Annotated in this window: 16 protein-coding genes; 8 read left to right on the top strand and 8 right to left on the bottom strand. The window is 32.9% G+C overall.

What is annotated here, in order from left to right; genetic code table 11:
• Positions 1-26 precede the first annotated feature (26 nt).
• The 3 genes from FWJ34_RS06200 (at position 27) to ureC (ending at position 3,774) form a co-directional block, all read left to right on the top strand.
• Positions 27-923 carry a sulfotransferase family 2 domain-containing protein gene (locus FWJ34_RS06200; RefSeq protein WP_308254453.1) on the top strand — a complete coding sequence of 299 codons (897 nt, stop codon included), beginning with the start codon at positions 27-29 and terminating at the stop codon, positions 921-923.
• Positions 924-928: 5 nt separating this feature from the next.
• Positions 929-1,777, top strand: coding sequence for a hypothetical protein (locus tag FWJ34_RS06205; protein ID WP_308254454.1), 849 nt, complete (start codon positions 929-931; stop codon positions 1,775-1,777).
• Positions 1,778-2,043: 266 nt separating this feature from the next.
• The gene (gene ureC, locus FWJ34_RS06210) at positions 2,044-3,774 is read left to right on the top strand and encodes an urease subunit alpha (RefSeq protein ID WP_308254455.1); all 1,731 of its coding nucleotides are present in this window, start codon (positions 2,044-2,046) and stop codon (positions 3,772-3,774) included.
• A gap of 125 nt (positions 3,775-3,899) precedes the next feature.
• On the opposite strand, the gene cbiT is transcribed toward ureC, so the two are convergent.
• The 4 genes from cbiT to FWJ34_RS06230 form a co-directional block, all read right to left on the bottom strand.
• Positions 3,900-4,496, bottom strand: coding sequence for a precorrin-6Y C5,15-methyltransferase subunit CbiT (cbiT, locus tag FWJ34_RS06215; protein ID WP_308254456.1), 597 nt, complete (start codon positions 4,494-4,496; stop codon positions 3,900-3,902).
• 16 nt (positions 4,497-4,512) lie between these two features.
• Positions 4,513-4,842 carry a hypothetical protein gene (locus FWJ34_RS06220; RefSeq protein WP_308254457.1) on the bottom strand — a complete coding sequence of 110 codons (330 nt, stop codon included), beginning with the start codon at positions 4,840-4,842 and terminating at the stop codon, positions 4,513-4,515.
• 24 nt (positions 4,843-4,866) lie between these two features.
• The gene (smpB, locus tag FWJ34_RS06225; protein ID WP_308254458.1) at positions 4,867-5,331 is read right to left on the bottom strand and encodes an SsrA-binding protein SmpB; all 465 of its coding nucleotides are present in this window, start codon (positions 5,329-5,331) and stop codon (positions 4,867-4,869) included.
• A gap of 162 nt (positions 5,332-5,493) precedes the next feature.
• Positions 5,494-6,861 (bottom strand): LCP family protein, encoded by a 1,368-nt coding sequence (locus FWJ34_RS06230; protein WP_308254459.1) that lies wholly within the window; start codon positions 6,859-6,861, stop codon positions 5,494-5,496.
• 85 nt (positions 6,862-6,946) lie between these two features.
• Here FWJ34_RS06230 and FWJ34_RS06235 point away from each other — a divergent pair, with 85 nt between their 5' ends.
• A complete protein-coding gene (locus tag FWJ34_RS06235; protein ID WP_308254460.1) occupies positions 6,947-8,008 on the top strand; it encodes a mannose-1-phosphate guanylyltransferase in 1,062 nt (353 codons plus the stop codon).
• Between the two features lie 365 nt (positions 8,009-8,373).
• Positions 8,374-10,191 carry an SLC13 family permease gene (locus tag FWJ34_RS06240; RefSeq protein ID WP_308254461.1) on the top strand — a complete coding sequence of 606 codons (1,818 nt, stop codon included), beginning with the start codon at positions 8,374-8,376 and terminating at the stop codon, positions 10,189-10,191.
• Positions 10,192-10,629: 438 nt separating this feature from the next.
• Here the strand turns inward: FWJ34_RS06240 and FWJ34_RS06245 are convergent, their stop codons facing one another.
• Positions 10,630-11,067 (bottom strand): CAAD domain-containing protein, encoded by a 438-nt coding sequence (locus FWJ34_RS06245; protein WP_308254462.1) that lies wholly within the window; start codon positions 11,065-11,067, stop codon positions 10,630-10,632.
• Positions 11,068-11,256: 189 nt separating this feature from the next.
• Positions 11,257-11,922 (bottom strand): lysophospholipid acyltransferase family protein, encoded by a 666-nt coding sequence (locus FWJ34_RS06250; RefSeq protein WP_308254463.1) that lies wholly within the window; start codon positions 11,920-11,922, stop codon positions 11,257-11,259.
• 75 nt (positions 11,923-11,997) lie between these two features.
• Between FWJ34_RS06250 and FWJ34_RS06255 the strand changes: the two genes are divergently transcribed.
• The 3 genes from FWJ34_RS06255 (at position 11,998) to murQ (ending at position 14,416) form a co-directional block, all read left to right on the top strand.
• The gene (locus FWJ34_RS06255) at positions 11,998-12,885 is read left to right on the top strand and encodes a D-alanyl-D-alanine carboxypeptidase (protein WP_308254464.1); all 888 of its coding nucleotides are present in this window, start codon (positions 11,998-12,000) and stop codon (positions 12,883-12,885) included.
• 25 nt (positions 12,886-12,910) lie between these two features.
• Positions 12,911-13,297 carry a DUF3110 domain-containing protein gene (locus tag FWJ34_RS06260; RefSeq protein ID WP_308254465.1) on the top strand — a complete coding sequence of 129 codons (387 nt, stop codon included), beginning with the start codon at positions 12,911-12,913 and terminating at the stop codon, positions 13,295-13,297.
• 225 nt (positions 13,298-13,522) lie between these two features.
• Positions 13,523-14,416 carry an N-acetylmuramic acid 6-phosphate etherase gene (gene murQ, locus FWJ34_RS06265; protein ID WP_308254466.1) on the top strand — a complete coding sequence of 298 codons (894 nt, stop codon included), beginning with the start codon at positions 13,523-13,525 and terminating at the stop codon, positions 14,414-14,416.
• Between the two features lie 47 nt (positions 14,417-14,463).
• Here the strand turns inward: murQ and FWJ34_RS06270 are convergent, their stop codons facing one another.
• Positions 14,464-14,595 (bottom strand): hypothetical protein, encoded by a 132-nt coding sequence (locus tag FWJ34_RS06270; RefSeq protein WP_308254467.1) that lies wholly within the window; start codon positions 14,593-14,595, stop codon positions 14,464-14,466.
• A 68-nt stretch (positions 14,596-14,663) separates the two neighbouring features.
• Positions 14,664-15,574 (bottom strand): PDZ domain-containing protein (locus FWJ34_RS06275; RefSeq protein ID WP_308254468.1); only part of this gene is annotated, 911 nt, incomplete at its 5' end.

The raw sequence follows: 15,574 nt of genomic DNA on the forward strand, positions 1-15,574 counted from the left end.
AAACATTAACTAAACTTCATAAATAAATGCAATATACCAATATTATTAAACCAAATAAATATAAATCTCTTAATCAAAAGGAAAAACCTGTAATTATTTTTACCCATATTGAAAAAACGGCTGGAACTACTTTACACTCAATTATTAATCATAATTATAATCAAGAGCAAATATTTACAATTCTTCATCGAGAATCTTTTTCACAAACTATTGAGTCAATTAAATCTCAACTATCTGAGAAGAAAATCAAAATAATTAAAGGACATATTGCTTTTGGGTTGCATGATTATTTAGATCAAGAGGCAAGTTATATTACTATGTTAAGAAATCCAATTAAAAGAGTTATTTCTGCTTATTATTTTCGGCAAAATGTTCCTGAAAATACCTCAATGACTTTACAAGAATTTTGCTTAACAAGAGGTTCTAATCACATGACAACATGGTTATCTGGATTAGATATTTTATATCAAATAAAATTAGGGCATCGAGAGTTAAAAAAAGCCAAAGAAGTTCATTCTTTTTTACTAACTGATTATTATAATCAAGAGTCTTTAAAATTATTAGACAAAGCTAAAGCAAATCTTAGAGATTATTTTCAAGTTATAGGAATTACAGAAAAATTTGATGAAAGTTTATTATTATTTAAACATTTTTTAGGTTGGCAAAATATTTATTATTACCGTCAAAGAGTAGCTAATAATAAACCTCCAGACTCAACTTTTTCCCCCGAAGTTATTAAATTTATTCGAGATCATAATCAATTAGATATAAAATTATATGAATATGCTTTAGAACTATTTGAGAAGCAAATTATTCAATATGGTATTAATTTTCAAGCAGACTTAAAAAAATTTAAGAATTTTAATTCTTTTATGGGAATAATTTATCAAACTAAGGATAAAATTAAACAGGTTTTTAAATAAAAACTATGAATAATCAATTATCTCAAGGTGTTATTTATATTGTTACGGGGGAAAATTGTGTTAAGGAAGCCTATCAATCTGCTTTAAGTTTTAAACAAAAAAATCCTGATATTCCTATTACTATTTTTAGTGATCAAAAAATTTCATCAGATTATTTTGAACAAATCATACCTATTTCCCCTTATTTATATAACGGACATCGCCAAAGTACAAAAATTCTTTATTTACTAAAATCACCTTATAAACAAACTTTATATTTAGATAGTGATACTTATATTTGCGATAATATTCAAGAATTATTTACATTATTAGAACAATTTGATCTGGCAGTTTCCCATGCTTCTCAACGATGGAATTTAGAATATAAAACTTCCCATATTCCAGACTGTTTTCCTGAATTTAATTTTTGTATTCTTCTCTATAAAAAATCTGTTTTAATTGAGCAACTTTTTTCTCAGTGGCTATCTTTATATCAACGAGATTTAGTAAAGAATTTAGTATCAGGTTATCTTCCAGATCAACCAACTTTTCGAGAAGCTATTTATAATAGTAAGTTGAGAATTGCTACTTTAACCCCAGAATATAACTGTCGTTTTATCACCCCCGGCTTTGTCAATAAAACAGTTAAAATTCTTCATGGCAGACATTTTGATTTACTTAGTATTGCGGAAAAAATTAATGCTAGTAATCAAAGAAGAATTTATTATATGGATAATTGGGGTAATCTTCAAATTGTTAAACATCCTCAAACTGCAACTAGAGTAAAAAATTATATTCGTTTTCGACAATCTTTACAACAAAGAGGATGGAAAAAAACTTTTTGGTTATTATTAAAAGAAATCTTTAAGGAGTAATACTCAGATCTTGCACCAGTACAATAATACCAATGAAACAAAACGGGAAAAATCAATTCTGATTACTTTTCCCTCTTCCCTCTTCCCTTTTCCCTATCCTCATCGAGAATTGATGATAGAGATGCAAGATCTAAGTAATATAAAGATTTTCTTGGGTTATCAAGATCGCTGATTTGTGGGACTTTTTTGTTGAAAAATTCAGACTGGGACTTCTTTCGACCTTAAGTTAAGATAGAATTATTGTCAATTATTTATGATTAATTGCTATGAGTTATTTTATCGATAGACGTGCCTACGCTGAAACCTTCGGACCGACAGTTGGCGATCGCATTCGGTTGGCGGATACAGAATTAATTATCGAAGTTGAGAGAGATTATACCGTTTATGGCGATGAAGTGAAATTCGGTGGCGGAAAGGTAATTCGGGATGGTATGGGGCAATCGGGCATTTCAAGGGCAGATGGTGCAGTAGATACAGTTATCACTAACGCTTTAATTCTCGACTGGTGGGGTATCGTTAAAGCTGATGTTGGGATTAAAGACGGCAAAATTTACAAAATTGGGAAAGCTGGAAATCCTGAAATTCAACCTAAAGTAAATATTATCATCGGTGCTGTGACAGAAGTTATCGCTGGAGAAGGAATGATTTTAACCGCCGGTGGTATCGATACCCATATTCATTTTATTTGTCCTCAACAAATTGAGACTGCGATCGCCTCTGGAATTACAACGATGATTGGTGGTGGTACAGGTCCAGCTACAGGTACAAATGCAACCACTTGCACTCCTGGAGAATGGCATCTTTATCGAATGTTAGAATCTGCTGACGCTTTTGCGATGAATTTAGGCTTTTTAGGTAAGGGTAATAGTAGTCAACCAGAGGGATTAATTGAGCAAGTCAAAGCTGGGGCAATGGGCTTAAAACTGCATGAGGATTGGGGTACAACCCCTTGGAGTATCGATACTTGTTTAACTATTGCTGATAAATATGACGTACAAGTAGCTATTCACACCGACACATTAAATGAAGCAGGATTTGTGGAAGATACCATTAACGCTTTTAAAAACAGAGTAATTCATACTTATCATACCGAAGGGGCAGGAGGCGGTCACGCACCGGATATTATTAAGGTATGTGGGCAAATGAATGTTTTACCTTCTTCAACTAATCCTACTCGCCCTTATACCATGAATACTCTCGAAGAACATCTTGATATGTTAATGGTATGTCATCATTTAGATAGAGGTATCCCTGAAGATGTTGCTTTTGCTGAGTCTCGCATTCGCCGGGAAACGATCGCTGCTGAAGATATTTTACATGATTTAGGGGCTTTTAGCATGATTGCCTCTGATTCTCAAGCTATGGGAAGGGTAGGAGAAACAATTATTCGCACATGGCAAACTGCCCATAAAATGAAGGTACAAAGAGGACATTTGAACCCTCCTCAATCCCCTCTTATTAATGGGGAAAGTCTTAATGATAATTTTCGAGCAAAGCGTTATGTTGCTAAATATACTATTAACCCTGCTATTACTCATGGTATCGCTGATCATGTCGGTTCGATCGAAGAAGGTAAATTGGCAGATTTGGTGTTGTGGAAACCGGCTTTTTTCGGGGTAAAACCTGAGTTAGTCATCAAAGGTGGCATGATTGCCTATGCCCAAATGGGTGATGCTAATGCTAGTATTCCTACTCCTCAACCCCGTCACTCTCAACCGATGTTTGGTGGTTTTGGAGGTGCGATCGCCTCTACCTGTTTAACTTTTGTTTCTCAAGCATCCCTAGAGTTAGATATTAAAGGCAAATTGGGATTGAGAAAGCCAACAATAGCGGTAAAAAATACCCGTAATTTGAGTAAAGCGGATATGAAGTTAAATGATTATGCTCCGAATATGGAAGTTGATGCAGAAACTTATGAAGTACGAGCTGATGGTGAACTTTTAACCTGCGAACCGGCTTATGTATTACCAATGGCTCAACGTTATTTCTTATTTTAATCAAACTAAAAGTAGAATAATTGTCATTATTGATTTTTTTAAAAGTTCGTAGTGAGGGCTTTAGCAGTTATAAATAAAGAATAAGCTCTTAAGGGTTTACTACAAACATATCAATATATGACACATTAATCATTAATTTTTTCTCCACTCAAAATAAAAATAGGTGCAATGGCGGCAAAGACTTGGCTTAATCCCCTCATTTCCAAACGATTGATAGAAGATTGAACAACTTCGATATTTCGTGCCTGTAATTGAGATAATCCTTCAGAAATGCGATAAAGATTCTCTAAGTTACTAGCCATAGCAACAACTCTACCTTGTGCTGGTAATAAATCCCAAACTTGCTCTAAAATTTCCTTTACAGATTTGCCACCACCGATACAAACTCGATCAGGTTTTTGAGTTATATTGTTAAAACAATCGGGAGCGTTTCCTTCAATTACTTGTATATTTTTAATACCAAAACGCTGACAATTTTTTTTGATCAAATTAGCCACATCAGGATCTCTTTCAATAGCAATTATAGTGGTTTTAGGGCAAAGTAAAGCAATTTCAATAGAAATAGTACCAGTACCTGCTCCTATGTCCCAAATAACAGACTTTTCTTCTAATCTTAAACCTGATAATATCAGTAATCTAACTTCTTTTTTTGTTAAAGGAATGCCGGGTAAACGTTCAAAAAGTTCATCAGGAATGCCAGGAGTTTTATATGCCCAAGTCATAATAATAATTAGTAATTTAGTTCGGTTTACTTAAATTTTGACTCCAAAGACGGGAAATTAGGATTAAACAAAGGAGAAAATAAGTGGTAGTAATGATACCATTGAAATAAAGTAATCTTATTGATAGTAGTTCAGAAGTCACACAACCTCCTACCCATAAAGTACTGTAAGTAATTAACCAAAACATACCTAATTTTAAGGAAAGACGGCTAGTTTTTTTTTGTTGTGAATCAAGATTATGAGGAAAAAATTTTAGCCTAATTAAAGCCCAAATTGGTCCGAATAAAGGCATTAGGTATAATGATAATTGAAGTTTATCCAGATTTTGTTCTCTATTTTCTCTCATAACATTTAATCCCTGATAATTATATTAAAATCGTTTTATTGCTCTAGCCATTTCTCTTTGATCTTCTCTACGTTTAACGGTTTCTCGTTTATCATGAATTTTTTTACCCTTTCCTAGTCCTAAACTTATTTTAATCCAATGACCTTTAAGATACATTTTTAGGGGAATTAAAGTTAAACCTTTTTGTTCTAGTAAACCAATTAATTTATTAATTTCTTTTTTATGTAACAATAATTTACGATTACGACGAGGTTCATGATTGAAGTACTTACCACTAATTTCATAAGGTGAAATATGCACATTACTAAGCCATGCTTCCCCGTTACGAATCAAAGCATAACCATCTCGCAAATTAACTTTACCCATACGAATAGATTTTACCTCTGTGCCTGTTAATTCAATTCCCGCCTCATAGGTATCTAAAATTTCGTATAAATATCTTGCTTGACGATTATCACTGACAATTTTTACGGGTAGTTTTTCAATCATAGAAAGGTAAATTTTAACGGACAATTCTTATATCATAACTCACCTTATTATAATAATTATTGCAGAATTGAGGAAATCAAGAATGGGGGAGGAGGAGATGAGGGTATTAAGTGTTAGGTATTGGGTATTATTAGTCAAGGTAGCAAATAGAAAATAAAGATGTTATTTAACAAAGCTATCTTCTAATAATAATTTTTCCGCATCATCCCCGATACGAATGGTAATATCTGAATCAATATCTCCTGTAGAAGAAGACTCTAATTCACCAAAATTAAGAATATTTTTGAGATTTTCTGCTGAATTATAATCACCTTGTTGCACAATAATTTTTGTATTAGGAGTAGGATAAGGGGAATTGCTAGAAATATAAACGTTTTTAAAGTTATTTTCTCGTAAAAATAAGGCTAACTTTCTGGCTAATTCTCCATTAGAAGTTCCGTTTTGAATGGCAATTTTAATATTATCAAAAGATCGATAATTTTCTGTAGAAGATGATTTATTAGTAAGAAATTCATCGATAATATTTTGTTTATTTTCTTCGGAAATTAGCCAATAACTGAGGCGATATTCCCCATTTTGACTTGCTCTTCCGGGTAACATTACCATACGAATCTCTTGTCTATCTAAACTTAAAGAAAAGGCAGCAAGACTTAACATTTCTGATTGTGTTAAATCTGTATCTATTTCATTCTGTAATAATTTTAATGCTTGAGGTATTTTAAAAATTGTTTGAGGAGATTGTAATTTTTCTCGTAAGGCTTTGAGTAATATTTGTTGTCGTTGCACTCTGCCAATATCTCCTAGATTATCATGACGGAAACGAGCAAATTGTTCAACTTGATCACCATTTAAGGTTTGTTTCCCTTCTTTTAAGTCAATATATAATCCTTGAGTTTTATCAGTATATTTCATATCTACTGGCACATACACTTCAACACCGCCAATTAAATCCACTAAATCGGTAAAGGCATTAGGGGTAATTCTAATATATTTGTCAATATTTATATTATCTAAATTTCTTTGGATAACTTCTTTGGTATAAGGCACTCCACCGATAGCATTAGCACTGTTAATTTTATCATAATTTCCGTTGGGCAATTGCACACGGCTATCTCTCGGAATGGAAAGTATTTTTAAAGAATGATCATCAGGTTGAAATCTTACTAATAACATTGTATCACTACGCCCTGAGAATCGACTTTCAGGATTTTCTTCACTATTGGCAACTTTATCAATACCCATCACTAAAATGTTAACAGGTTCTTGTAATTGTTGAGCGAAAAGAGAACTTAAACCAAAATTTTTTAAGGCTTCAATTTTTTCTAAAATGGGGTTAAAATCAACAGAGATAGGGGTTTTTAAAGCTACTGTCATGCCTATAAAACTAGATACCGCCGCAGTAACAGTAAAACAACCTCCCCAAATAAAACCTTGTAGCAAAGGAGAAGTAGATTTTTTGATGGGGATAGATTTTTTTTTGGCGTGAGAGTTATTTGATTGATGTGCCGATTTATTCTTCAATTTCACCATTAATTTTTGTGGTTTTGATCTCTAATATTGATAACATAATCTTTGATTAATTGCGTACTATTATCTCTTTATTTTGGCAAAAACCATGACAAAAACATTTGTACCTGTAATTTTAGCTGGAGGAAAAGGTGAAAGATTTTGGCCTCTCAGCCGATTACAACGCCCGAAACAATTTCTTTGTCTTGATGGTAGTGGTAAAAGTTTGTTACAAAATACCGCCTATCGGTTATTATCTTTAGCCCAAGGGTGGGAGAATATTCTCGTTATCACCTCACAGTTATTAGCTGATGGTGTTAAGCAACAATTACCGTTATTACCTCATCAGAATATTTTAGTTGAACCTGTGGGCAAAGATACAGCACCAGCGGTGACATGGGCTAGTTTATTTATTAAAACTCATTATGGAGAAGATGCGATCGCTGGTTTTTTCCCGGCGGATCATTACATTGGTAATCAAGAAGAATTTGAGAGAATTATTGAAACAGGGGTTAATTTTGCTTTAGAAAACGAAGCCATTGTAACCTTAGGTATCAAGCCCGATTATCCAAGTACCGGTTATGGTTATATTGAGCAAGGAGAAGTTAAGACGAAAAAAGACGATATTTTTATTTATAAAGTGACTCGTTTCACAGAAAAACCTGACGAAGAAAAAGCAGAAGAATTTATCACTACGGGGAGATATAGTTGGAATAGTGGGATGTTTATTTTTCAAATCGGGGTTGTGTTAAAAGAATTAGCCAATTATGCACCACAAATTTTACAGCCGTTAGAAGATAAAGGAAAATTAGCTTATCAAGAGTTAGATAAAATCAGTATTGATTATGCGTTAATGGAAAAAACTCATCTTGCTTGTGTCATTAAAGTAGATTTTGGGTGGGATGATTTAGGAGATTGGAATGCTTTAGAGAGATTATTAACTGCTGAAAATAGTAACGTTGTGAGAGGCAATCATATTAATGAAAATACAAAAAATTCGATTATTTATAGCACTCAAGAAGAAGAAATAATTATGACTATTGGTTTAGAAGATGTGGTAATAGTCAGAGATGGAAATGCTACTTTAGTGGTTAATAAAAATAAAACTCAAGACATAAAAAAAGCCTTAAAAATTTTACAAGAAAGAAAAGATAGTCAACAATTTTTATAAAAGATAGTCAAGGTAATTATGGATGATAAATGAGGAATTAATCATGAAGAATTAAGAGTGAAGGCTTAAGAATGAATAATGACAAATAACCAATGTCAATTTATTAGTTATAAAAAAAAGCGAGACTATTGATAAATTATTCCTATTACCAACCTTTATACATTAATTATAAACTGGATATAGGATCTAAATATTAAACTTCTTGCAAAATTAAAAATAAAATAAATTATGATGTTTTAATAAATGAATTTTTTTACTTTTGCTTGTTGTCTATTGACTTTTGCTTGTTACCTGACAAATGCAAAAAGTCTGTTGCCTATTTCCTATTTTCTCTTTTCTCTTTTCTACTCCCTTAATTATTAAAAATGGATTTTTTAAGCAATATTTCCCCTATTTTCCTGACGGTTACAGTTTTAATAATAGCCTTAATCGCATTTATAGCTGAATGGTTGCCAGTAGATTTAACCTCTTTATGTGTAGCGGTGGTATTAATGCTTTTAGGGTTAGTTACTCCTAGTGAAGGGATTTCAGGCTTTGGTAACTCTGCTACTATTACCGTCATGGCAATGTTTATTCTTAGCGCCGGAATTACGAAAACAGGAATTTTAAATATAGTCAGAGATTGGTTGATAAAATTTGGTGGGAAAAACCCCAGTCAACAAATTTTTACCATGGGAATGATTGTCGGACCGATTAGTGCTTTTATTAATAATACCGCAGTGGTAGCGATTTTTTTACCTATCGTTGAGCAATGGAGTAAACAAACAAAAACTTCTATTTCTAAGTTATTAATTCCCTTGTCTTATCTGACAATTTTAGGAGGATTAATTACTCTTTTAGGTACTTCTACTAATATTTTAGCCAGTGGAATAGCTGTACAATTAGGTTATCCTGAATTTAGTATTTTTCAATTTACTAAGTTAGGTTTACCAGTATTTTTAATTGGTTTAATATATCTTTCTTTAGCCGCACCAAAAATATTACCTGCCAGAAAACCAGCGGGAGGAGAATCTTTAAGCGAGGATTATGAGTTAAAAGAATATGTAAGTGAGATGATTATTCCCCCTAAATCTAGTTTAATTGGGCAAACTTTACGCAGTAGTGAAATTCAAAGAAAATTTGATTTAGATATATTAGAAATTATCCGTAATGACGTGCTTTTCCCACCGCCTTTAGCTGATAAAATTTTAGCGGTAGGCGATATTTTATTAGTGAGAGGAAGTCGTAATAATTTACTCAATATAAAAGATGAAAGAGGAGTGGAAATATTAGCTGATTATAAATTTAATTCTGATAATTTAGAGAGGGAGAATAATAGTCAAGAAGAAAAAATTGCTGAAGTTTTAATCTTATCAAATTCTCGCTTAATTGGTTCAACATTAAAAGATTTAAGGTTTCGTCAACGTTATAATGGAACTGTTTTAGCCATAAGAAGAGGCCAAGAATTAATTAGAGAAAGATTAGGTAAAGTTACTTTAAAATTTGGAGATTTACTGTTAAGTCAAGCAACCAAAGAAAGTTTTATTGGTTTACAAACCACAAGGGAATTATTAGTTTTAGAAGAAAAAAATCGAGAAGGTTTAAGACAAGAAAAAGCCTTTATTGCTTTAGGGATTATTCTTAGCGTAATTTTAATTTCCGCTTTAGATATTGTGCCGATTTTAACTGCCAGTTTAGCAGGAGTTTTGTTAATGGTAATAACAGGATGTTTAAAACCGGGAGAAATTTATGGTGCAGTAAGATGGGATATTATTTTCTTATTAGCAGGATTAATCCCCCTAGGAGTGGCAATGGATAATTCTGGAACTAATCAATGGTTAGCAGATAAAATATTAGCTGTAGCTGGTAACTTATCAGGATATTGGATTCTTGTCTTATTTTATTTTGCTACTTCTATGTTAACGGAGGTTTTATCAAACAATGCGGCGGTGGTGTTAATGATTCCCATTGCGGTAAAAATAGCAGAAAGTATTGGTTATGACGCTTTATCTTTTATGTATGTGGTGACTTTTGCCGCTTCTAATAGTTATTTAGCACCCATTGGGTATCAAACTAACACAATGATATATGCACCCGGAGGTTATAAATTTTTAGATTATACCCGTATCGGCTTACCTCTGACTATTACTTTAACTTTGATAACTCCCTTATTAGTTATGAAAATTTACGGGCTCAAACCTTAAGGGAATCTGAGTTTGACATAAAATTGTCGGTGAAAGTGAGACTGCCATAGACTAGAAGGCTAGAAGACTCTTAAGGCTAGGAGAGAATTCCCTTAAAAATTATTAAAATTGATTTTCGACAATTATTTACTAAATTTAATTCTTTTAGGTGGGTAAAATTTCCTCAAGACTCTTAAACCCTTATTTTTAAAGGTTTTTGACATCGAACTGACGTAAGAATTTTGATGAACAAGGTATTATGTATAGTTATTGTCAGACGATACAGTTAACAATGATTAAATTTAGGCAAAAAATATTTAAAATCAATTCAAGTGCAAGTTATTTCAATTATAAAAACCTTTTCCTTTTTTAAAATCTGCTACCTTAACCAACAATTTTGTATCAGACTGAAGTTATATAGAGGCATAATTTAGCCCCTATATTCTGACAAAATACAGATTAACCTTGATTCTTTCCTAATACTTGTTGTTTTAAGCCATTAAATTCAGCAAATAACTCTTGACGAGTAGAAGCTTTTAATAAATAACGAGTAACAAACCAAGCAGTATATCCTAAACCTACCAATTCTAAAATAGAGGATAACAGGGGAATATTATCAATGGCATCTAATACTGATAAAGTAATATAAACAGTAATACCAGCCGTGAGAATTAAGCCAAGAGTAGTTAAAGGTTGTTGATAATTAGAAAAGAAGTTTCCTAATTGTTCTGGTACTTTAGCTAAAAATTCGACTACTACATCTACCCATTCTTGCCAACCTTGTTCATCATTAGAAGGTATTTTAGCAGAAGTAGAGGTAATAACACCGGGTATGTCATCCTCGAATTGTGCGGTAGATTGATTAATTTGAGTTTCTTCGTAAGATTGAGATTCCATAGAGATATATCTCCTAATTTTGATTTTAGTTTGATTTTAGATAATTTTGCTTTTGTTAGAACAAAGATTAAATTAATTGACTATTTTGTTAAGTTACCTAAAGACAACAATAAAGTTTTTACTTTGATATTGTTATTAGAGTTGAGGAATTCATAGATCAATATAACACCTATGAGCCTACTTAGTCTGCTATTTCTCGTTTCTAAGTAGCATTGATTCGTGAAGATTATTGATATTTTCAGCACACTGACGAGTAACTAATTCTAATTGTTCTTTTTTACCAGAAGTAGGAGGCTCAATTAAATCGCCGATTTTGATCTTTATTTTCACAAATTGGGGTATTTTTTTGCCTGAAACGTTAATTTTCTCTGTACCACATAAACACACTGGTAATAAGGGAGCTTGAGCTTTTGCCGCAATTAACGCCGCTCCTAATTTGGGATCATGAATTTTACCGTCAATAGTACGAGTTCCTTCAATAAAAATACCAGTTGCCCATCCTTCTTCAATTCTTGATATAGCTTGACGGATTGCTTTACGATCAACACTTTCACGATTTACGGGATAAGCACCTAAAACAGTGATTAATTGTGATAAACCATTAACTAGGAATAATTCTTCCTTTGCCATATAAGCAACAGGGCGATTAATAGCAGCAGAAAGTAAAGGAGGATCAAAAACACTAGCATGATTACTGACAATAATTAATTTACCTTGATGGGGTATTTTTTCTCTACCAGTAACAGTACCTCGAAAGTAAAGATGAAATACTGGATTAACAATCAAAGACCTGACAAGATGGTAAACTGTTGTGTTAGTTTTTTTTACTTTCGATAATGGTTGATTTTCACTCATCCGTTTTTGATAAATATAAATAAATTGTTAAAATTTGAAAAATTATTCTAGTTCATTAACCTAAAATTTAATCTTATGCCTAAAAAGCAACTATTGATTCATTTACTCACAATTCTTGCTATTGCTTCTTCTAGAGGAGTATCCGCACAACCTGTCTTACCTGATGTTAACAATTATAATCAAGATACTTTTTCTATCCCCATTGAAATTTTACCTCCAGAAAATAACACTTCAGCACCAGTTTGTAACAATGATTTTCTTGCTCCAGCCATTGAAACCATTGTTAAACGTTATGGAGGCAGTTGGGGTATTTTAGTTCAAAGATTATCCGATGGGGAAACTATTTATCAATATAATGCTGATCGAGGATTTATTCCCGCCTCTAATATGAAAATTTTAACAACGGCGGCCGCTTTACAACGGTTATCCCCTGAAACAACCATTAGTGCTAATAAATCTTTACAAGAATGGGTAACGGTGACTAATTTAAGAAGTGATAATTATTATGCTGATACTCTTTTAAAGAGACTTGGTGGTGGTGCAGTAGCCAAACAAATTTTAAGTCAATTAGGTATTAATCCTCAAGGTTTTCACTTTGCTGATGGTTCGGGATTATCCCGACAAAATATTGCTACTCCTAGGGTTTTAGTGGATACTCTCAAAATGATGTATGTTAATCCTCAAAGAGATATTTTTTTCGCCTCTTTACCCACCGCCGGCATTAGTGGTACTTTACGCAATCGTATGAAACAAACTTCCGTACAAGGCATTGTTCACGCTAAAACTGGTACTTTAACGGGTGTAAGAGCATTATCTGGTTATTTAGATCATCAACAATATGGTACTTTAGTTTTTAGTATCTTAGCTAATACTCCTAATCAATCAGGTGCTGCTTTAGTACGGGCGATCGATGAAATGGTAATTACAATTAATACGACTTATAGTTGTCAGCCAAATTATTAATTATTAACAACAATAATGATGATCAATGCGCACATACATTCTTTTATATAATTCAGGTACGGATAACGAAGGAATCCATACTATTCAAATAGGAGATCAAGATTTTGTTTTAATCTTTGAATCCGAAGATGATGCTATTCGTTACGCTTTATTATTGGAAGCTCAGGATTTTCCCACTCCTTCCGTTGAACCTATTGATAGAGAAGAAGTTGAAGATTTTTGTCTTTCTTCAGGTTATGAATGGAAATTTATCAGTGAAGGGATGTTAGAAATTCCCCCTGAAAATAATGTACCCCAAACAGATTGGAATGAAGATGGGGTGTATTCTCCTTCTTCTTCGGAATATTCTGAAGCCGAAATGTCAGCTTTTGAATTAGAACGCATCCGTCGTCAACTAGAAGGACTTCTTTAAGAATTTAGAATTTAGAATTTGGAATGAGGAATGAGGAATGAGGAATGAGAAATGAGGAATTACCAGCGCGGATTTTTGTTTTACAATAACTTCGCAACTCGCCCATCGTCTTTAGGCATGGGATGTATTGCACACAACGGGTGCGAGAATATGACTCTCAAACCTTACCCGATAACACTAATCATTATTCACTAATCATTATTCACTATTCACTATTAATTATTTATGAATCGTGGTCATTTATTAACCGAACAAATTAACTCTGCTAGTATTAAATTAGACCAACTTTCAGCACTGGAAATAGTCGATTTATTCAATCAAGAAGATCAAAAAACTATTGAAGCGATCGCCAATGCTAGGGAAGAATTAGCCCAAACCATAGAAGTGACAGCGAGAGCATTAAGGAAGGGAGGACGTTTATTTTACATCGGAGCAGGTACTAGCGGACGTTTAGGGGTGTTAGATGCGGCCGAATGTCCACCTACCTTCTGCACTAATCCGGATATGGTACAGGGGATTTTAGCAGGAGGTGCGTCTGCTTTAGTGAAAAGTTCGGAAGCCTTAGAAGATCGTCCCGAAGATGGTGCTCAAGCTATGATTGATCATCAGATCAGTTCTTTAGATGTGGTTATTGGAATTACCGCAGGTGGTACAACTCCTTATGTCCATGGGGCGTTAAAAGAAGCGAAAAAATTAGGGGCAGTGGCGATCGCCATGAGTTGTGTGCCGAAAAATCAAGTAACCATAGAGGCAGATATTGATATTCGTTTATTGACAGGAGCTGAAATTTTAGCAGGTTCAACTCGGTTGAAAGCTGGAACAGTTACAAAAATGGCATTGAACATTATTTCCACAGGGGTGATGGTAAAATTAGGCAAAGTTTACGGTAATCGGATGATAGATGTATCGGTGACCAATAGTAAACTAGAAGATCGAGCCTTAAGAATTATCAGTGACTTAACAGATTTAGACCGAGAAAGTGCGGCTAAACTATTAATAGCTAGTGGTAATAAAGTAAAATTGGCATTATTAATGCACTGGGGTAATAAAACTTTAACCGAAGCAGAATTTTTGTTAGCAGAAAATAACGGTAATTTACGTCAAGGATTATTAAACTAACATCATTCTACGTCAGTTTGATGTCAAAAACTTTTAAAAATAAGGGTTTAAGAGTCTTGACGAAATTTTACCCACCTAAAAGAATTAAGTTTAGTAAATAATTGTCGAAAATCAATTTTAATAATGTTTAAGTCAATTCTCTCCAGTCTTCTAGTCTCCTCATCTTCTAGTCTCCTCATCTTCTAGTCTCCTAGTCTATGGCAGTCTCACCTTCACCGACAATTTTATGTCGAACTCAAGTCAAATTCTAAATTCTAAATTCCTCATTAGTAGAAAGCCATTTTTTTAACATTTCTTTTTGTTTATCACTAGGATAGTCAATAATTTTTACTCGATAACTAGAGGGTTGAGGAGGGGCTAATTTTACTTTTGCAGTTTTTAATTCTTCTTGATGAAAGTACGTTAATTTAATAATGTCATTAGTTTGATAATCTAATAATCTATCGTTTAAACTATCTGCTGTCACTCTAAAGTCATCTATAGCCAACAATTCATCTCCGGCATCAATTCCGGCTTTTCCTGCTGGGGAATTGGCATCCACAAAAGTTATTTCTTCTATGGCATTTTTTTTCTGAAGATTTAAACCTAAATATGGTGGTATATTTTTATCTATTTGTGATTCTAATTTTAAGCCGAAAGGTTCAAAATATTCGTTAAATGGTAAATCTGTTGTCGTGTCTAAATATAAGTAGAAAAACTCTGTTAAATCTGTATTGGCGATCGCCTCAATTTCTTTCTGTAACTGTTTAGAAGTAAAACCAATTTCTTCTTTTCCAAATTTTAGCCACATTGTTTTCATGACATCATCAAAAGACTTTTGACTATCGCTATTTTTTCTAATAAGTAAATCTAAAAGTAAAGTAACCAATTGCCCTTTTAAATAATAAGAAATTTGATTATTATTACTATAAGCATCACGACGATATAATTTGATCCAAGCATCAAAACTTGATTCATTTAATGGTTGAATATTTCTACCCGGAATAGCTAAATATTGACTAATATCTTTACTTAATAACTCAAAAAATGTTTGATGATTATAAATACCAGCTCTTAAGGGAATAATCATGTCATAATAACTGGTTGTACCTTCAGAAAACCATAAAGAAGTTGTATAATTTTCTTGATCATAATCAAAAATTTCCAACTCTTTAGGCC

Source organism: Geminocystis sp. GBBB08 (assembly GCF_016743215.1).
Classification (GTDB): Bacteria; Cyanobacteriota; Cyanobacteriia; order Cyanobacteriales; family Cyanobacteriaceae; genus Geminocystis.